The sequence below is a fragment of the Bradyrhizobium sp. URHC0002 genome, from assembly GCF_054059515.1.
In genome coordinates, this window is the sequence record NZ_JBSSCF010000001.1 from 8009507 (window position 1) to 8026509 (window position 17003).

The following is a 17003-nucleotide window of genomic DNA, read 5'->3' on the forward strand; positions in this document are numbered from 1 at the left end:
ATTTCCGGAACCGCGGTCTCTTGGCTTTTCCCGGCGACGAGCATCGACACCGCGGGTCCAGAACCCCGCCTCTTAATGCGGCGCAAAATCGAAGGAACCGGAAGCAATAGTCGTCAGCCGACGCCCAGGGAGGAATGAACGTCCATCTGATTCAAAATTCTCCCCGCCGAACGAAGGCAACTTCCGGGCGCTTTTCGACTTACTACCAGCAGGAAAAAATGGAAAAGCGTCTGGCAGCGCGCCAAACTGCGCGATCGCCCATCTTTGAAGTTTCGTAAGATCTGACGGGGCTGCTTTACCGCAACCGGAACTGTAAGGGACTTTCAATGTCCATGCCGAGCTCCGCCGTCCAACGATCGACCCTTGGGCTTCACACGCTCGAACAATATGAACCGCTCATCGGCGCTGCTACGGTTCAGCGTATAGCCGCGAAGACCGATCTCGTCCGCACCATGCGCGTCGCCCATATCAGTTCGACCTTCTATGGTGGAGGCGTCACCGAACTGCTCACGCCGCTCACGCTGATGATGAACGCGACGGGGATCGAAACCGACTGGCATCTGATACAAGGGACACCCGGCTTCTTTGGCTGCACCAAGAAGCTTCACAATACGCTTCAGGGCGAGAGCGCGGCGTTCTCCGACGACGAAAGGACGATCTACGAGCAGGTTGTGTTCGAGAACGCCATGCGGCTTCATCTTGACGATTGCGACGCGGTCATCGTGCACGACCCTCAGCCTCTGCCGCTGATCACGCATTTTCCTGATCGGGAAATGCCATGGCTCTGGCAATGTCACATCGATCTTTCGTCGCCATACGCTCAGGTATGGACTTATCTGCGTCGCTTCGTCGAACAGTATGATGCCGCCATCTTCTCGCTTCCTGAATTACGGCCAGCGACTCGATATCGGCCAGCGTTTTGTCACGCCGGCGATCGACCCGTTCTCCGCGAAAAACCGCGAGTTATCGGCCCGGGAGATCGGTGAATTCCTGCGCAACTACAAAATTCCCGCCGATCGTCCCTTGGTGACGCAGATCTCCAGGTTCGACCGATGGAAGGACCCGGTTGGCGTCATCGAAGCGTTCCGGAAGGCAAGACAACAGGTGGACTGTACGCTCGTGCTCATCGGCAACAACGCCTCCGATGATCCGGAGGGCGGAACAATCCTCGAGACCATCGAGAGCATTGCCGATGAGGACATCATCGTTCTTGCAGTCGATGATCCGACATTGGTGAATGCGTTGCAGCGGTCAGCCGCAGTCGTCCTGCAGAAGTCGACCCGCGAAGGTTTCGGCCTTACGGTGACCGAAGCGATGTGGAAAGGCGCCGCGGTGATCGGCGGCAACGTGGGGGGCATCCGGCACCAGATCAGGGATGAGTGGAACGGGTTTCTTGTGAATACGCCCGATCAGGCCGCGGCACGAATAGTCCAGCTTTTGAAGGACCCTGGGCTACGAGACCGGATCGGCTCGCGGGCGAAAGAAAGCGTGCGGCAGAACTTTCTGATGAGCCGGCTATTAGAGGATTGGGTCGACCTGCTGTCCAAATGCGAACGGCCGGTGACGTGACCGATTTGTGCTTGAGCCTGGATGTCCTGATGGTGGAAAGTCGATGCGAATTGCCCAGGTAGCGCCTCTGGCCGAAAGTGTTCCTCCGCAACTTTACGGCGGCACGGAGCGTGTGGTGGCGTGGCTGGTCGATGAACTGGGAAGCTTGGGGCATGAGGTGACGCTGTTCGCCAGCGGGGATTCGAAAACCTCCGCCCAGCTACATGCCGTGTGGCCTCAGGCTCTGCGCCTTGGCCGTCGCCGGACCGACCCGATGGCCGTCCAGGCAGCACTGATGGAAGCCGTGGCCCGGCGCGCGACCGATTTCGACGTCATCCATGTGCATATCGATTGGTTGCACCTGCCGCTCCTGAGCAGGCTCGGCGTGCCTTTTTTGACAACCTGCCACGGACGCATGGACTTGCCGGGCTTTCCTGAGGTGGTCAGCAGCTTTCCCGATGCGCCTTTTGTTTCAATATCGGATAATCAGCGCCTGCCCCTGCGTGAGGCAAACTGGCTGAGCACGGTCTATCATGGACTGCCGACCGGGCTGTTCCGCCCTTCGTTCGAGGCCGGCTCCTACCTCGCCTTTCTGGGCCGGTTGACGGCGGAGAAAGGACCGGAAGCTGCCATCCGGATCGCGCGCGCCGCCAAAATGCCGCTTCGCATCGCCGCAAAGGTGCCACGGGGCGAACGAGGCTATTTCAAGGAAAAGCTGGAGCCGCAGATCGATGGAAAGCACGTTCAGCTCTCCGGCGAGGTCAATGACAGGACGAAGCAACAGTTTCTGGCGAACGCCGCGGCGTTGCTGTTTCCCATTGATTGGCCAGAACCGTTCGGTCTCGTCATGATTGAAGCCATGGCTTGCGGAACGCCCGTCATTGCCTTCAGGTCCGGCTCGGTGCCGGAGGTCATCGATGATGGCGTAACTGGCTTTGTCGTGCCGGGGGAAGCAGAAGCTGTTGAAGCGATCGGGAGACTCTCCGAGCTCGACCGACGCAAGGTACGCCGTCATTTTGAGAAACGGTTCACCGCGACGCGCATGGCGCCGGATTATCTCCGCCAATACGAGGCCCTCGTCCAACCGAGCGCCCTCCGAGGTTCAGGCCGGCACGAGGACCGTCGAGCCTCAGGCTTAGTTCCCTGATCGCCGGCTGATCAGGATCACGACAGCTGGAATGCTACGGCTGCGCGTGACACGAACACCACCGAAGTTGCAGCGTAGGCTGAACATGACGAACCTTCTGACGATACCGACATGGGCAGACGAGCAATATATCTATGCCGTCGTCGAGACCCCGCGCGGCAGCACCTGCAAGCTGGACTTTGATCCAGTGCTGCACGTGTTTACACTTGCCAAGCCTTTAATGACCGGACTTTCCTATCCGTACGACTGGGGCTTCGTCCCATCGACCGAGGCGGAAGATGGCGATCCCCTCGACGTTCTGATCCTCCACGATGCGAAGACCTATCCCGGCGTGGTACTTCGCTGCAGGCCCGTCGGAATTCTGGAAGTCGAGCAGAACTCCAACGGCAAGACCGAGAGAAATGACCGCGTGTTCGCCGTGCCTGACCGCTCGCCGCTTGAGGCCGACTTGCAGGACGTCCGTCACCTTTCGTTGCAGGCGCGCCAGCAGCTGGAGCAGTTCTTCCGCGCCACGAACGCGCTCGAGGACAAGTCGCTCGAGTTCCTTGGTTGGCATGGCCCCGTTCACGCTATCGAGACCATTAAGCGACTGTCCCGATAGTAGGCAAACGCGAACACGCAGCCCGGTAGGCAGCACCCAAGTCGGCCCGCGGCAGAGTGACTCGTGCCACATTCGATCGATGCGGCTCTCCCCGCACTTCCGCCTACCCTCCTGCAGCTTTAGATGTCACGCGCCCGCGCCAAGATCGTGAATGAGCGGCCGAGGGCCACATGCTGTCAGATCGAGAGTTGCCAGAGTGACGGGCAAGTTGAAACGCCGCGGCCCGGCGCTACCGGGATTCAGATAGAGCACCCCTCCAATCGTTTCTATCCGGGGCCGATGCGAGTGGCCGGAAACGACGACGTCCACTCCGCACGTTACGGGGTCCAGCCGCAGTTCCTGCACATCGTGCAGCACATAGATGGTGCGTCCACCGAATCTCACCATTTCGGTTTCGGGGTATTCTTCGGCCCATTGGCCGGTGTCGATGTTCCCCCGGATCGCAGTAACAGGAGCAATCCGCAGTAGTTCAGCAATTACATCTGGCTTACCGATGTCGCCACCGTGGATGATATGGGCAACGCCTGCGAGCCGCTGTTTAACCTCAGGGCGCAGAAGGCCGTGAGTGTCGGAAATGATTCCAATGCGATGCACAGCGCTAGCGCTCCTCTTCGGCCGGGCGGTCAAGCGCCCCTTACGGAAAGGTTCTAAAGCGCCGGCGAAGAGGATGCGCTCAGATCAGCATCCCTTGCAAATACTCTTGACCTTCTTATCGACCTGCGCGTTTTCTGCGCTGATTTCGGCGTCGCCCTGCATGGCCGGCCCTTTTTGAACCGTACCATCGATGCGGCTGCCACTCACGCCGGCTTGATTGCGCGCGACACCGGTGGTCGTCGTGGAACCAGCTTCTCCCGATGCACCATTAGTGGATCCCGCAGATTGGGCGGTGCCCAGATTATTGGTCCCGGGCGCGGTCGGAACTTTTGCCGAATTGCCCGCGCCGCTCGGATCGTTGACGGAATTATTGATTCCGCCCTGATTTGCCGGACCGTTAGGTACGCCGCTGACTGCCGCAGAGCCAGCTCCCGCGGAACCTGCGTTTGGGGTACCTGCAGCGCTCGAAGTCCCAGCCGTAGGCCCACTCGCCGCACCGCCGGACGAGGAGGCGCTACCGCCTCCGGCGCTACCGCCCGAGCCACCCCCTCCTCCGCCACTTTGAGCAATGGCTCCCATGGGAATGAGGAGCAGCGAAGCAATCACAACTGCACGTGATCTATTCAGCATTGGACGATCTCCCTTGGCAAACAACCCGCCGAGTTCTGGCCTTTCCTATCGAAGCGCTCGCTGGTTTAATGGCGTTATGCAACAACAATTCGCGCGACGGACTGGCTGTGAGCTTCAGATGGTCGAGCAGGTAGAGGCGATCATCCCGGGGAGAGCGAGACGCTGTCGCATGGCGATCACTTGGCTCCGCAGGCCGCTTCGGGCGGGACCGGGGATCATTGAAATTTACCAATCGCCCGACTTGTAACCGGAGCGGCGCCTGCTCTTTTCCCAAGCTGCTGGTCGTTCGGCTGTGCTGCAAGGCGCCGATCACTCACCCCGTTACCGCGCGAGACAGGTCAGACGACCGTTGCCGCTGAACCAGATGATGGATGAACGTCAGCTTTCCGATCACCGGTGAGGTCAATACGAAAGGATACATATCTCGGGCGCCGATGGTACGGCTCAGGCTATTCATCGCGAGCACGAAAGGAAGCCACGCTCTGGCCACCGCATCGAAGTCCTCTATTGTATAAGGATCAAAATCCACGGTCGCACGCAAGCCACCAATCCGGTCGGCGCCCGGCGCGATCTGCATGCCGAAATTGGCCGCCATCTCCAGCGTATCGACGATGTGTAGATAATGGGCCCACGTCTCGGCAAAGTCTTCCCACGGATGGGCTGTGGCGTAGGCGGAAACGTGGCCCTCCTGAAAATTTGAGGGCGGCCCGTCATGGTAGTAGCGGCGCAATGCTGCGCCGTAATCCATCGTATCGTCGCCGAAAATTTCCCGACAAGCATCGAGCTGCCCGCCATCACGCACCAACAGATCCCAGTAATGGTGGCCCACTTCATGTCTGAAATGGCCGAGGAGGGTTCGGTAAGGTTCTCCCATTTGCAAGCGACGCCGTTCTCTTTCAACGTCATCGGCTTCCGATAGGGCGATCGTAATCACACCGTTGTCGTGCCCGGTCATCACCTTGCGGCCCGCTTCGGGCTCATCGGCCAGGAAATTGAATATCAGGCCATGCTCCGGATCCTCTGCGCGCGTGTGCAGCGGCAGTCTCCAGCGCGTCAGCGAATAGATCAGGCGGTGCTTGGCATCCTCGATTTCGCGCCATGCCTTCAACCGTGCGGGGTCGGACAGATCGGGGACCGTCCCATTATGCCGACAGGCCGCGCAAACGGCATCCTGCGAGCCTGGCGGTACGAGCCAGTTGCACGCATCGGTTCGCGCGTTGTCGCAGAAGGAATACAGGCGGCCTGGATCGCCCGTCGAGCGCCAGCACTCGCCTTCAGGCGCCACTGCGCGCATGACGCATTGTTCCGTGACATAATCGAGACGACGTCCGCAACGACCGCAATGGCGGCTCTCGAAATATACGATGTTGTCGCAGGCGGAGCAGACGAATAAGCGCAAGGTCTTCTCTGGTATGGAATGTGAACTGCGGAGACGTGCTTCTACCTACCTCGCTCTTGAGTTCCGCTCGCGCGCACGTAAAAAGCTTAGGCCATGAACGGTAAGACGCCCCGGATCCTGCGTTTCCTGTTCGGCGACCCGTTTGATATGTCTCGCGAGATCGCGTTGCGTCTGCATGTCCAGATCGTGCCTGGTCATGGAGCGGTAAATGTTGATCGCGCGGGCGAGCGGTTTTGCGATTTGAGACAGTGACATGTCGGGGCAACGCGCGAAATCTGGCGACGTTCCTCTTTTGCGGAGCGCAGGAACGATCGATCATCGACCTTGTTCCGACTACCTGAACGAGCTCTCCCGGAACGTGCTCATGTCCATGGTCAGCAACAGGCAACAAGGCGGCGGCAACGGGCTGCCGATCACCGGCGCATTCATCCTCGGCTTCGCTTTTAGCGCTTTCTTCGACGGCATTCTGCTGCACCAGGTTCTGCAGTGGCATCATTTGTTGAGTCTCGTCCAGGGCGAGGCGTTCAGGGACATGCGGGTACAGATACTCGCGGATGGCATTTTTCATCTGGCCAGCTACTTTCTCGCAGCCGCCGGCACGCTGTTGCTCTGGCGGAGCCGGCGAACAGCATCACCAGACCGAATCATTCTCGCGTGGGCCATTTTCGGTTTCGCGGCCTGGCAGTTTGTCGACGTGATAGTGGTACACTGGGCGATCGGGCTGCATCGGGTTCGGGTCGATGTTCCCGACCCGCTGCCATGGGATATCGGATGGCTCGTCGCGTTTGGGATATTGCCTCTGATCGCCGGTGTCCTCCTCAGGAACGCAGCGCAGATTGGCACCGATGGTGCTGGCCGGTCGCGCGCTATGCTGAGCGTTGCCGTCGCGACTGCCGGCGCTTTCTCGGCGCTGCCTCTCGGTGGCGCTGCGACCGCCGTCATCTTCAAGGACAGCATGAATGCGGCGGAAGCATTCGTAGCGGTGGCCGACGCGGGCGGACGGGTGATCTGGAGCGCGCCCCGCGGAGAAATCATGATCATCGATCTGCCGCCTTGGAGCGATGCCCATCTTTACGCAAAAGGGGCCCTTCTGGTGACCAGCGCCTCCTGGTTCGGCTGCTACGTACCAGTTTTTCCAGGGAATCGGCGCTCTTCCAGACAGAGCTAGAGCCACCAACCGCGCTGCAGAACGGCTGGGAGCAAGCGAGCCCTTGGAACATTTGGGCGACGGAGCGCATATCCCGGTCGAAAGGAGCAGGAACATGGCCTATGCCGTCTTCAAGGATGAGGAGAAGATAAGCCGTACTTTTCCGACCAGGGAACAGGCGCTGAAGAAGGCCGACGAAGCCGGCCTGGTCGATAGCGGCAGCGGCGAGCCCACTCTCGAAGACAACCTGACCATCAGGCCTTGTGCGCCGGACGTCGATAACAAGAGCGACGACGATCTTGATTGGGCGATGGAGCAGGATCGCTCTTTCGACCACAAAACGCAGGACTCGCATTCCGAAATTACCGAAGGTGAGCCGTCATAGCTTCCACCCTTCGAGACTCACCGCGGCAAATAACGGGTACTATAGGAACGAACGGGCGCCCCCTTTCATTTTCAGCAAGACTGAATGGAGTGAGATGCCGATGGTCAAGGGTTTATCCCGTGATGATGAACGTCGTGGCACGCGACGGATAATGCTTGCCGGCTCTGCCGTGGCGGCCGCTTTGTTCGTTGGGCTACTTGGCTGGTTTGCGACACCGCATCTCTTCGGAACGGCCGACAACCTCGGCCGGCCCCCCAGCGGCGCCGACCGCGGCACGGCAGCTACGACCATCGGCACGGGTGTGCCGACACAGCGCGAAGCAGAGAGCGCCGTCGCTAAAAGCGACCCTGCTGGATTAGAAGACAGGACGGGCGGCCGGGCCCGGAACATCAAGCAGAGTTCTCAGCCTGTCTCGCTCGATCAGGAGAAACGGGAGAAATTGCTGGCTGTTTTCGCGGATGCAAAAGGGCCGAAGGTGGATCGGCCTAATTTTGAGATGATGATCGGGACCGCTGTGCCGCGCCAAACCGAGTTGGCCGACCTGCCGCCGGAAGCAACCGAAGTGCTGAACGGATATTGGGGAAGCCAGTATCTGATAGCCGGGAAGGACCTGGTCGTTGTGGACCAGCATTCGCGGCGCGTCGCCGCAATTATTGCCGGCGTGCAGAGATAAGCTCACTTGCGGTACACCGCTCGTCGGGCCGCACGACAATTCTCTAGGCCGGGTGGCCCGGATCGATGTCCTTTGGCGTCTTCTTCTCCCGCTGCGGCGTCATCTTTGCAGGATCCTGCTTTCCCGGAACGCCTCGCGGTCCAAGCTGATCGCGCTGAATATCGTCTTCAGAGAAGTTCGGCTCTCGGCCGTTGATGGGATCATCGGGCATATTCATTCCATCCGTGATTTTTCATTCCATCCGTGATTTTTCCTTCAGGTCGCGAATCCGCATCTCCGCCTCTTCCTTTGATCGAACTATCTCAGACCAATCACTGACGCGCGCTTCCCTGCTCAGTCTCTTGAGTTCTTCGAGCTGCTCATGCGTAGGCTTTTCCATGTCCGCTCCTTATGCCCGATTAAAACACCACAAGAGAGCGCCGGTTCCTGCGATGGCAGGATCAAAGCGCAGGCCTCGGATCAAATAAGCCGCTATGCGTGCAGTCGTCCCGCAATATCGTCATAATGACGGCAGGCAGTTTTCGTCCTCGACCATCAGCCAAGCGCTCTTCATCGGCATTGGCGACGCAGACAATTCAGCCGAAAGCGGGTGAGGCACCGTCACGGTGAGCGCAGTCGTTCGCACAAATCGGACGCAGCCTCATTCTGCACGATCCTTCGTTGAACTAGCTCGAGCATACGACCCGCGGGCAGCATCGTGGCTTGCTTACGCAGCCGAGCCGTATCCTCGGCCAATCGTTCTTCGAGTGATTTGGTCTGTTTGAAACGGCGACGCTTGACGATCATGCGCAGGTCCATAGCAAGATGAAATGGGAGCGCGAACGGTGTTCTCAAACCCGACAACCGGCCGCGCGAGAATGATCAACAATACTCAACGGATCGAACGGCGTTCGTCGGGCGGGCGACTTATGCGCCAGCATTTTTCGCGCATCAGGCATGTAGATCGGAGTGGAGTATTTGGCTCAAGTGGGGTCAGGTGAGCCGCTGACGCCAAGGGCGGTGACGCGGCATACTGGCCGCCTCGGCCCGCCCGGGCCTGACGCCAAGCGCGAACGGCTGCGGCACGAGGGCACGTGGCGTCAGGATTTTCGGCTCTCCCTGCCGTAGAGATCTTTGGTCGCCTGTTCGGTGATCTGCCTTTCGGCTCGGGTTCGTTGTCGGTTTCGCATGATGCCATAGGCCAGCACGAGACCCAGAACGCCCGCGCCGATGAACCAAAGCGCCACTGGAAGGTGAGAAGCTGTTTTGACAGGCTGCCCTTGCGCTGCCAGCTCGCCAGGAATGAGAATGACCAACATAAAAATGGCCGCAAATTTTGCTGCCGTTCGTCCGGCTGATGAATTCAACGACATCTCAAGCTCCTCGGTTTGTCTAACATTTGCTGAGCGCCCCGCTTGCTACGCTGGCTTGTCGCGGCTCGGCGGCAACATTTCATCTGGTAGTGAGAGCCGCACCGCGCCTCACAAGAATTTCCGCCGGGCTTAGATAGAGATGTCCGGACGTTTGTTCGGCGCGACACAGTGTTTCGCCCATGATCAAAGGCGGCCGCGGTAACGCCTGCGCAGAAAAGTTGGTCATGATTTGCAGCACCTCGCCTTTGGCGGTCTGCCATTGCACGTTTATGCCGCCCGTTGCAGCCGCAGGCGCCCTGAGCAACTCGGCTTTAGCGCTCACGAATCCGTCCTGGATGAGTGGCACAATTTTATCTTGGCGAATTCTCAAAAGCTCCTGCGTCAGCGCGCGAAATGCTCTGCTGACCGGGGAATGGTCGAGCACGGTCCAATCGAGTTTTGAGGCCATGAAAGTGGCTTCATCACAGGGGTCGGGTATTCTTTCGCGCAGCTCGGGTGAGGAGAACGCTTCGAAACGGGCAAATTCCTTACGGCGTCCCTCCCTGGTCAGATCGGCAGCTTCGCCCTTCCAATCGGCGAAGAAGAGGAATGGCGTTTGCGCCGCCGATTCTTCCCCCATAAACAGCATCGGAACATGCGGGTTAAGAATGAGCAGGACCATGGTTTGCTTCAGCTGCTCGGAACTGATCAGCTTCGCCAATCGCTCCCCGAGCGCGCGATTGCCGACCTGATCATGATTCTGAGCAAAAAAGATCGTGGCCTCCGGGGGCAAATGACTGCTCGGTTGACCGCGGGACTTGTTGTGGAGCGGAAAGATTTCCCCCTGGTAAGCGAAGCCTTCGGTGAGCGAACGGGCAAGGTGCTCAAGCGGCTTGTCCGCGAAGGCGCTATAGTAACCTTCGTTCTCACCCGTCAGCAGCACGTGCAGCGCATTATGGAAATCGTCACCCCACTGCGCATCGTAGAGCTTGGTCTGTCCATCGGTCCGCTCCAGCAGATGCGGCTGGTTGGCCTCGTTTTCCAGCATGAGGTGCACGTGCTTGCCTGCCAATTGGCTCCGAACGATCTCGGCCAACTCGACCAGAAAATTTGTCTCTGAGTCGTCCTTGAGCGCATGAACGGCGTCAAATCGCAGGCCGTCAAAGCCATAATCACGCAGCCACATCAGCGCGTTTGATATAAGAAATTCTCGAACGAAGGCGCCCTCTTCTCCCTCGAGATTTACGGCAGGACCCCATCCGGTCGAATGCCGATCGGTGAAGAAGTTCTCGGCATAGCTGTGCAGGTAGTTGAGCTGTGGTCCGAAATGGTTATAGACCACGTCCAGGTAAACCATCATGTCACGGTCGTGAGCGGCACCAATCAGGCGTTTCAAGTCTTCCGGCCTGCCATACCTGGCATTCGGTGCATTGAGTAGAACGCCGTCATAACCCCAGTTATGGCGACCTGGCACATCGTTGAGCGGCATCAACTCGATAGCGGTAATTCCGAGGTCACGGAGGTAGTCCAGCCTCCTCTCCACCCCGGCATAGGTTCCCTCCTCTGAGAACGTGCCGACGTGAAGCTCATAGATGACGGCTTCCGCCCACGGGCGACCAAGGTAAGGAACGCCATCGCGCAATGCAGCGACGTCAATGACCTCGCCTGCCTCGCTTACATCGTCGGGCTGAAAATGGGAGGCAGGGTCAGGAACAACGAGCTCGCCGTCGATCCTGAACTGGTAGCGGCTGCCGGAAGAGCGGTTGGACTGAACCCCTGGTACCAGCCATCATCATCGCACGACAGGGCGCGTGGCGACTGTCCGACTTCCAGTAGTTCACCGAGGTCGCGGAGGGCGCCCACAAATTGAACAGGACGCCGTTTTCCATAATTTGCGGACCGTACCGCCGGGTTTTGGGGGCGGCTCTCATTCCTTCGGCGAGTTCCTTTACTTCGATTTCTGTCGGCAAATCCACTACCTCGAGAGCCTTCGTCCACGCTCGGCAACTTTCACGGTGCTGACGCAACCGTGGGCAGTTTGCGGATCGGACATTTGCCCCATCCGCCCTGAGTTCAATTCAGGCTGTCGGCACCCGTTCCTAATGCTGGCGAGTTGTGTCGCCGGCAGCGCATAGGATGACTTGGACATCGGATCACCACCGGCGCTTTTGTCTCGGCGCATTCTCGGCTCCTCCAACGAACGAAGTTCGCTCGGTAGATGTGCCGACACGGATCCCAAATAGTTCCCTCCGCGCGGGGACCGGCGGCCGGGAACCAATCAGACACTTACGGCATTTCTTCGTAAGTCTCCTATTGCAGCGTACCCAGCCGTCCGATGAACGCTCTCGTAAACGCTTCTATAAAGCAGCCTTTTCAGATCGAGGAGATAGTTCCTTCGGTTGACTGCGGTCGCTTTCCCGTCAAGCACATCGTGGGTGAGACCATCGCGGTCTGGGCGGATATCTATCGCGACGGTCACGAGATCGTCGCCGCCGAATTGATCTGGCGCGGCGAATCCGAATCCGATTGGCAGCGGGCTCCGATGACCCATCAAGGCAATGACCGCTGGGTCGGATCCTTCGTGCCGGGCAGGACCGGCCGCTTCACTTACGCAATCGAAGCATGGACGGACGAATTCGCCACCTGGCGACATGGTTTTGAATTGAAGCACAAAGCCAACGTAGCGACCGAGCTGGACGCCATGGAAGGAGCGTCCCTGCTGACCCGCGTTCCCGCTATTCGGAAACGCGGATCGTGCCAAGGATCATAGCACGCCTGCCTTTCACCCAGGACTCAACTCACTTCTTTGTCCTCGAAATCAAGAACCACGGACATCTCCTGCCTCTGCGAGTCGACTGGTCCGTTGATGAGAGTCCTGAGTTGGCTAGCTCCATCGTAACGCGTTTACACCAAGGCGGGCGCGAAGGATTGCTGCGGGATGTCGCCGCCGACCCGATTTTCATCGGCATCTGCTGGACCACCTTCGGCGCGCGGCTTCCATCGCCAGCGCGGGTTGGCGGCTGGACTTCAAGCCGACCAGCAAGCTCGGGAGCCAACCTCTTAATACCGCCTCCCTTATTCGCGCGATTCAAGGTGAGCAGTCCAACAGTACCGCCCTGGTTGACCAGGACTATGTCGTCAAGCTGTATCGCCACATCGAGCCTGGCCAGAATCCTGAAGTCGAAATGGGAGAGCTTCTTACGGAGGCGACGAATTTTTCCCATACGCCCGCACTCATTGGCCACTTTGAGGCGGCTCATGCGTCCGCGAGCTATGCCCTCGGCATCGTTCACGCCTATGTGCCGAACCGCGGCGATGCCTGGGCTTGGTCGGCCGATCGGCTCGGCATATATCTGGACGCAACAGCGAACGGTTCTGACGAACGCGATAAAGCGATCACCGCGCGGCGCGATTATCTTCAGTGGGTTCGGCGTCTGGGATGCCGTGTCGCAGAGATGCATCGCGCGTTGTCAAGCCGCGACGATGCAGCGGCGTTCAAGCCTGAGCCGATTGACGAAAGCGATCTCCGTTTCTGGATTGACGACATCGCGGATCGTGCAACACGCATCGTCCACAAATTGGAGCATGTGTCGCTTAACGCGAAAGACCGCTCTCTCGCGGAGCGCCTCCTCCAGCTACACCCTGGACTGCGTGAGTACGCCGCCGATCTTATTCGTCCTTCGCTTGGCCGCTGCAAGATACGCCATCACGGCGATTTGCATTTAGGTCAAGTACTCGTAGCGAACGACGACGCAGTCATCATCGACTTTGAGGGTGAGCCCAGCCGTCCCTTGGCAGACCGGCGGCGCAAGGCCCCCGCCGCGCGCGATGTAGCTGGGTTGCTCCGCTCACTGGACTATTCCACCATGGCCTTCCAGCAGAGCCAGAGATCAGAAAAGCTCAACAGCCAAGCATCCAGAGCCCTATTCGTATGGCGCGAACAGTCCACAGATTGCTTCCTGAGCGCTTATCAGGAGACGATAGGCTCCTCGGTTCTCTGGCCAGATGGCGCTGAGGACGCAAAAGCAATGCTGAACTTCTTTTTGCTCGAAAAGGCGCTCTATGAGGTCGAATACGAACTTTCCTATCGACCGGCTTGGGTTTCCCTTCCATTGCAGGGCGTGCTGCGCGTTCTGGACCGGCATCGCTTAGCCGATATTTGCTATTCAATGATGTCCCACCAAAGGCTGTAGCGGGACGGTGGCGAACATATTAGACTGTTACCGGCATCAATGCGCAATGCGCTATTCCTGCTTTGGATTATCGCTTGTATGCCGATAGATGACCTCTCCGTTCAGATCGCGATGGAGCTTGGCCTTGTCCTCCTCATAAGACGTGATCAGCGCAACGACAGCTTCGCGCATCAGTTCGTCCGGGACTGATCTTTCTATTCTACGGCATCATTGAGAGTCTAGCTCGCGGCACAAATCGCACATGCGCGACCTCCGGTACCGGGGCGGGGCTCGCTATCCGCTCCCCGCGACTGCGACTGACTGCTGGTGATTTGCTACAATGCTCTTGTAACCGGCTTGGTTTCAGGGACTGTCGGCTAGGCGGGGGGTTATCCCCTCCAGACGATTGCTTGGCCTGCCCAGGGACGCACCTCATTTCGAAGTGAGATCACTCGCTCCGAAAACCGCTGATTCCCCGGCCACGGACTGTAACGCTAGCTAGCCGAAAAACAGCCAGCCGGCCACAGCGAGCAGGGGAACTATCGCCACCGCAGCCAGCAGCAACGGCGCGGGTTCGTTCCCAGTTTTGTCGGTCGGCTTCTCATCCGTCATAGAAGAATAAGCTCGCCGCTTGGCTCTCGTTCCTGGCGACTGCTGAGCCGGTTTCGTCTTCTCAAGCAAGCCCGCTCTGTTCACTAGGAACGATATCGTGCGGATCGTGTTGCGATCCTGCGTCGAGGACGCGGCCATTACTTCACCCGGGAGGTTGTCGATGTACAATAGAAAGTTGGTTTTCCTGGCGCTCTTGGCGATAACCGCAGTAGCGGGCAGTTCGCCAGCGGCAGCTTACGACTATCGCTATTGCCTCCAGGGTCGGGGCATCGGCATTCCCGGCGACTGCTCCTACAGGAACTATGCACAGTGCATGGCAGCGGCCTCTGGGCGTGGGCTCTACTGCAACATCAATCCACGCGCCGCATATGGAAGACAGCAACGGCGGATGCAGACCTACCGGAATTACTGAGGGATCTAAAAACGCGCCTGCGTAGGACAGATGAACGCCTGGGAGACGCGGAGGTGAGCCGTGATCTTGCGCGCAAGCAGTTCGGCATACCTGTCCGGCGCGCGGACGCGTTCCTGTCGAGCTGCGGCCCGAATTCGATGTGGGACCTGCTACAATTACCTAGTGCAATTCCGCCAGTGGTAATCTTCCAATTTCATCATCGTCTTCCATACGTTGACGGAGGAATTTCTCGATATGTACGTCTTGCGGTCGACTTGATTGCTCGCCTCCTTTGTCGTTTGCCGGCGCTTCGCGATGCCGAAGCCAACACCAGAGCTCCGATGCCGAGGAATACGAGCAACTTGCTGACCTGAGCTGCCGGCGGAAGCCTTTTGCGCATTAGCCAGCCGCCGTCGACGGACGATCCTTGTGAACCCGGCTCGATCATAGTACCCGCACTTCTTTGCGCAGGAGCTGCCCGAGACAAAAGCCAGCGAAATGCGGAGCCAAGAAGATGCTCGGTCGGACGGGAAGCAACCGCATAGGCAAACTGTCCCGCCCGTGCCGGCCAGCCTACCGCGACCTCGTCTCGGGGTTGTCTGACCAGAGTTAGAAAAGTGCCGGCAACATCCTCGGCTTGATATAGAAGCGGGCCTGGATCAAGTGTGCGGCCCGACATGTTCGCGCCGTGCACAAAGCCGGGGGTGTCTACCATCGCGGGGAACACGCCACAGACATGGATGTCCCGTTGCGCCACGAGTTCCTGCCTCAAGCTCGCCGTGAATCCACGCAAGCCGAACTTGCTTGCCGTGTAAGCCGCGGCAAAGGGTGTCGGCGCCCACCCGCCGAGCGAAATATTGTTGATCAGAATCCCCCGCTTCTGGCGCAGGAAGATCGGCAACACCGCATGTGAGCCGTTCATGGTGCCCAATAGATTGACCTCCACGGTTCGGCGATGCAGCGCGATATCGGCGTCTTGGTAGGCGCCGAAGACGCCGGTTCCCGCATTGTTGATCCAGACATCAATACCACCGAAGCATTCGTCTGCTTTTTTGGCGAGCCGCATCGTGGCTTCCGCGTCGGTCACATCGGTCGGCACCGCCAGCGCACGCCCGCCGAGCGCTTCGCATTCCGATGCGAGACGTTCGAGGATCTGGCCGCGCCGGGCAGCCAAAATCACGGTCGCGCCCTTTTCAGCAAAAGCCATCGCCGCCGCCCGACCGATCCCGCTGGAAGCGCCGGTTATGACCACGCGCGTTCCCGCCATTTCCTTCGACGCGGCGAAACGGCCGGAGCCGCTCGCAGGAAGAAGCCAGTCAAGCGAGCGGCGCAGGCGCTCCGTCGCTTGACTATCAAACCATTCGCCGTGCGCGAAAATGACCTTCTCCGGCGAGAACGCTACCAGCCGCCGCGCGGCCGACTGCACCGGGCGGCCGCCAAGTTGCAGGAGAAGACGCAAGTAGACCGGTGCCCTGCCATTCGGTTTCGTGATGCCGAGCAGATGAGCCAGAGGCTGGATTGGCCGTAGAAATATCTCTGGATCGAGATTTTGTACGATGTCGGTCAGGATCAGCGTTCGACTTCGTTTGTCGAAAATCGCGACCTCGCAGAAGAAGGGAGCGCTCACCAGAACGGCTGCAAGGTCCTCCGCCCATTCAGTTGGAGTTCCGTCATCGAGCTCGCGATTGATCCGGACGCCCGCCGTTTGAACCTGGCTTCGACCTGCAAGACCGGGCGCACTGAACGTCAATGCATCGGGTATCGCGCTCTGCCAGCTCTTCAAGAACATCCAATGCGCGGTGTTGGGTGCGAGCAGATACCTGATGCACCCCAGCCGCTCCAATTCTCGTTGTAAGGCCGGCGAATACCGTACCGGGGAGTGGAGCAGAAGTTCGCGGCTGGACAACCTCACGACCGTCATGCGTACCGGGAGCGGTAGGCCGGCTGCGCTGATGGGGGCGTCATCATACACCCAGACATCCTCAGTCACCTGGGTCAGGCCGGCACGATGGTCAGGACTGATGGATTGTTGCACGATAGCTCCGTGTAGATCAGATGATCGACAGCATTACGCCATCGAAAGGGTGGAGGTTTGAGTTGCACATCGAGAACGATGTAATCCTGGCGATGGCTTTCGCACCGCTCCAGATTTGTTGGGAGCAAAACTTATTCTTTGCCGCGCCAAGCAGCATCAAGAGTCGCCTCGAAACACAAAGTTCAATGGGAAATTCCGTTCCCTTCATTGGGCGAAGTTACTGAGGACGCCGACATTGCGTGAGCTGCTCGGAGTGCGCTCCACAGGAGCCAGCTATGTCCGCTACCCGACAATCTGACTCCGATTGGCCGGCGGCGGTGCTGAACCGGAGCAGCAAT

20 protein-coding genes are annotated in these 17003 nt (G+C 59.0%); 11 read left to right on the forward strand and 9 right to left on the reverse strand.

All coding sequences use genetic code 11. The annotated features are described in order from the left end of the window. The first annotated feature begins 326 nt into the window (after positions 1-326). From ACVWVY_RS38585 to ACVWVY_RS38600, 4 genes are all read left to right on the forward strand, one after another. Positions 327-986, forward strand: a complete 660-nt coding sequence (locus ACVWVY_RS38585) for a hypothetical protein (protein ID WP_456631302.1) — start codon at positions 327-329, stop codon at positions 984-986. A 19-nt stretch (positions 987-1005) separates the two neighbouring features. Then, positions 1006-1569 (forward strand): glycosyltransferase, encoded by a 564-nt coding sequence (locus ACVWVY_RS38590; RefSeq protein ID WP_456632419.1) that lies wholly within the window; start codon positions 1006-1008, stop codon positions 1567-1569. Positions 1570-1612: 43 nt separating this feature from the next. Next, positions 1613-2695, forward strand: a complete 1083-nt coding sequence (locus tag ACVWVY_RS38595) for a glycosyltransferase family 4 protein (RefSeq protein WP_456631303.1) — start codon at positions 1613-1615, stop codon at positions 2693-2695. Positions 2696-2780: 85 nt separating this feature from the next. Beyond that, positions 2781-3296, forward strand: coding sequence for an inorganic diphosphatase (locus tag ACVWVY_RS38600; protein WP_456631304.1), 516 nt, complete (start codon positions 2781-2783; stop codon positions 3294-3296). Between the two features lie 126 nt (positions 3297-3422). On the opposite strand, the gene ACVWVY_RS38605 is transcribed toward ACVWVY_RS38600, so the two are convergent. The 3 genes from ACVWVY_RS38605 to ACVWVY_RS38615 all read right to left on the reverse strand — a co-directional run bounded on the left by ACVWVY_RS38605 (position 3423) and on the right by ACVWVY_RS38615 (position 5919). Continuing rightward, positions 3423-3890: a metallophosphoesterase family protein gene (locus tag ACVWVY_RS38605; RefSeq protein ID WP_456631305.1), complete on the reverse strand. Its 468-nt coding sequence runs from the start codon at positions 3888-3890 to the stop codon at positions 3423-3425. Positions 3891-3974: 84 nt separating this feature from the next. Next, positions 3975-4520, reverse strand: coding sequence for a hypothetical protein (locus tag ACVWVY_RS38610; protein WP_456631306.1), 546 nt, complete (start codon positions 4518-4520; stop codon positions 3975-3977). Positions 4521-4833: 313 nt separating this feature from the next. Next, positions 4834-5919, reverse strand: coding sequence for a zinc-binding metallopeptidase family protein (locus ACVWVY_RS38615; RefSeq protein WP_456631307.1), 1086 nt, complete (start codon positions 5917-5919; stop codon positions 4834-4836). A 93-nt stretch (positions 5920-6012) separates the two neighbouring features. Here ACVWVY_RS38615 and ACVWVY_RS38620 point away from each other — a divergent pair, with 93 nt between their 5' ends. From ACVWVY_RS38620 to ACVWVY_RS38635, 4 genes are all read left to right on the forward strand, one after another. Further along, a complete protein-coding gene (locus ACVWVY_RS38620) occupies positions 6013-6171 on the forward strand; it encodes a hypothetical protein (RefSeq protein WP_456631308.1) in 159 nt (52 codons plus the stop codon). Between the two features lie 112 nt (positions 6172-6283). Continuing rightward, complete coding sequence (locus ACVWVY_RS38625; RefSeq protein WP_456631309.1) at positions 6284-7087, forward strand: DUF2243 domain-containing protein; 804 nt, start codon at positions 6284-6286, stop codon at positions 7085-7087. A 94-nt stretch (positions 7088-7181) separates the two neighbouring features. Further along, the gene (locus tag ACVWVY_RS38630) at positions 7182-7451 is read left to right on the forward strand and encodes a hypothetical protein (RefSeq protein WP_456631310.1); all 270 of its coding nucleotides are present in this window, start codon (positions 7182-7184) and stop codon (positions 7449-7451) included. A 94-nt stretch (positions 7452-7545) separates the two neighbouring features. Next, positions 7546-8124: a DUF1236 domain-containing protein gene (locus ACVWVY_RS38635; protein ID WP_456631311.1), complete on the forward strand. Its 579-nt coding sequence runs from the start codon at positions 7546-7548 to the stop codon at positions 8122-8124. A 43-nt stretch (positions 8125-8167) separates the two neighbouring features. Here ACVWVY_RS38635 and ACVWVY_RS38640 read toward each other — a convergent pair whose 3' ends face one another. From ACVWVY_RS38640 to treZ, 4 genes are all read right to left on the reverse strand, one after another. After that, a complete protein-coding gene (locus ACVWVY_RS38640) occupies positions 8168-8335 on the reverse strand; it encodes a hypothetical protein (protein WP_456631312.1) in 168 nt (55 codons plus the stop codon). A gap of 21 nt (positions 8336-8356) precedes the next feature. Next, positions 8357-8503 carry a hypothetical protein gene (locus ACVWVY_RS38645; protein WP_456631313.1) on the reverse strand — a complete coding sequence of 49 codons (147 nt, stop codon included), beginning with the start codon at positions 8501-8503 and terminating at the stop codon, positions 8357-8359. Between the two features lie 700 nt (positions 8504-9203). Further along, positions 9204-9476: a hypothetical protein gene (locus ACVWVY_RS38650; protein ID WP_456631314.1), complete on the reverse strand. Its 273-nt coding sequence runs from the start codon at positions 9474-9476 to the stop codon at positions 9204-9206. Between the two features lie 79 nt (positions 9477-9555). After that, a complete protein-coding gene (treZ, locus tag ACVWVY_RS38655; protein WP_456632420.1) occupies positions 9556-11241 on the reverse strand; it encodes a malto-oligosyltrehalose trehalohydrolase in 1686 nt (561 codons plus the stop codon). 549 nt (positions 11242-11790) lie between these two features. Between treZ and ACVWVY_RS38660 the strand changes: the two genes are divergently transcribed. Continuing rightward, entirely contained in the window at positions 11791-12225 is a 435-nt protein-coding gene (locus ACVWVY_RS38660) for a maltotransferase domain-containing protein (protein WP_456631315.1), read from the forward strand. 157 nt (positions 12226-12382) lie between these two features. Beyond that, entirely contained in the window at positions 12383-13648 is a 1266-nt protein-coding gene (locus ACVWVY_RS38665; protein ID WP_456632421.1) for a putative maltokinase, read from the forward strand. A 477-nt stretch (positions 13649-14125) separates the two neighbouring features. Here ACVWVY_RS38665 and ACVWVY_RS38670 read toward each other — a convergent pair whose 3' ends face one another. Continuing rightward, positions 14126-14407, reverse strand: coding sequence for a hypothetical protein (locus ACVWVY_RS38670; RefSeq protein WP_456631316.1), 282 nt, complete (start codon positions 14405-14407; stop codon positions 14126-14128). On the opposite strand from ACVWVY_RS38670, the gene ACVWVY_RS38675 reads away from it, so the two are divergent. Further along, positions 14400-14651, forward strand: a complete 252-nt coding sequence (locus tag ACVWVY_RS38675; protein WP_456631317.1) for a DUF3551 domain-containing protein — start codon at positions 14400-14402, stop codon at positions 14649-14651. The two genes, ACVWVY_RS38670 and ACVWVY_RS38675, sit on opposite strands and share 8 nt — an antisense overlap. A gap of 196 nt (positions 14652-14847) precedes the next feature. Here ACVWVY_RS38675 and ACVWVY_RS38680 read toward each other — a convergent pair whose 3' ends face one another. Continuing rightward, positions 14848-16665, reverse strand: a complete 1818-nt coding sequence (locus ACVWVY_RS38680) for an SDR family oxidoreductase (protein WP_456631318.1) — start codon at positions 16663-16665, stop codon at positions 14848-14850. Positions 16666-17003 lie beyond the last annotated feature (338 nt).

Excerpts from the sequence above, each read along its gene's own strand:
- ACVWVY_RS38650 (WP_456631314.1), bottom strand. The coding sequence starts at position 9,476 with ATGTCGTTGAATTCATCAGCCGGACGAACGGCAGCAAAATTTGCGGCC.
- ACVWVY_RS38675 (WP_456631317.1), top strand. The coding sequence starts at position 14,400 with ATGTACAATAGAAAGTTGGTTTTCCTGGCGCTCTTGGCGATAACCGCA.
- ACVWVY_RS38640 (WP_456631312.1), bottom strand. The coding sequence starts at position 8,335 with ATGCCCGATGATCCCATCAACGGCCGAGAGCCGAACTTCTCTGAAGAC.
- ACVWVY_RS38585 (WP_456631302.1), top strand. The coding sequence starts at position 327 with ATGTCCATGCCGAGCTCCGCCGTCCAACGATCGACCCTTGGGCTTCAC.
- ACVWVY_RS38630 (WP_456631310.1), top strand. The coding sequence starts at position 7,182 with ATGGCCTATGCCGTCTTCAAGGATGAGGAGAAGATAAGCCGTACTTTT.
- ACVWVY_RS38595 (WP_456631303.1), top strand. The coding sequence starts at position 1,613 with ATGCGAATTGCCCAGGTAGCGCCTCTGGCCGAAAGTGTTCCTCCGCAA.
- ACVWVY_RS38620 (WP_456631308.1), top strand. The coding sequence starts at position 6,013 with ATGAACGGTAAGACGCCCCGGATCCTGCGTTTCCTGTTCGGCGACCCG.
- ACVWVY_RS38635 (WP_456631311.1), top strand. The coding sequence starts at position 7,546 with ATGCCGATGGTCAAGGGTTTATCCCGTGATGATGAACGTCGTGGCACG.
- ACVWVY_RS38600 (WP_456631304.1), top strand. The coding sequence starts at position 2,781 with ATGACGAACCTTCTGACGATACCGACATGGGCAGACGAGCAATATATC.
- ACVWVY_RS38625 (WP_456631309.1), top strand. The coding sequence starts at position 6,284 with ATGTCCATGGTCAGCAACAGGCAACAAGGCGGCGGCAACGGGCTGCCG.
- ACVWVY_RS38660 (WP_456631315.1), top strand. The coding sequence starts at position 11,791 with ATGAACGCTCTCGTAAACGCTTCTATAAAGCAGCCTTTTCAGATCGAG.
- ACVWVY_RS38610 (WP_456631306.1), bottom strand. The coding sequence starts at position 4,520 with ATGCTGAATAGATCACGTGCAGTTGTGATTGCTTCGCTGCTCCTCATT.
- ACVWVY_RS38645 (WP_456631313.1), bottom strand. The coding sequence starts at position 8,503 with ATGGAAAAGCCTACGCATGAGCAGCTCGAAGAACTCAAGAGACTGAGC.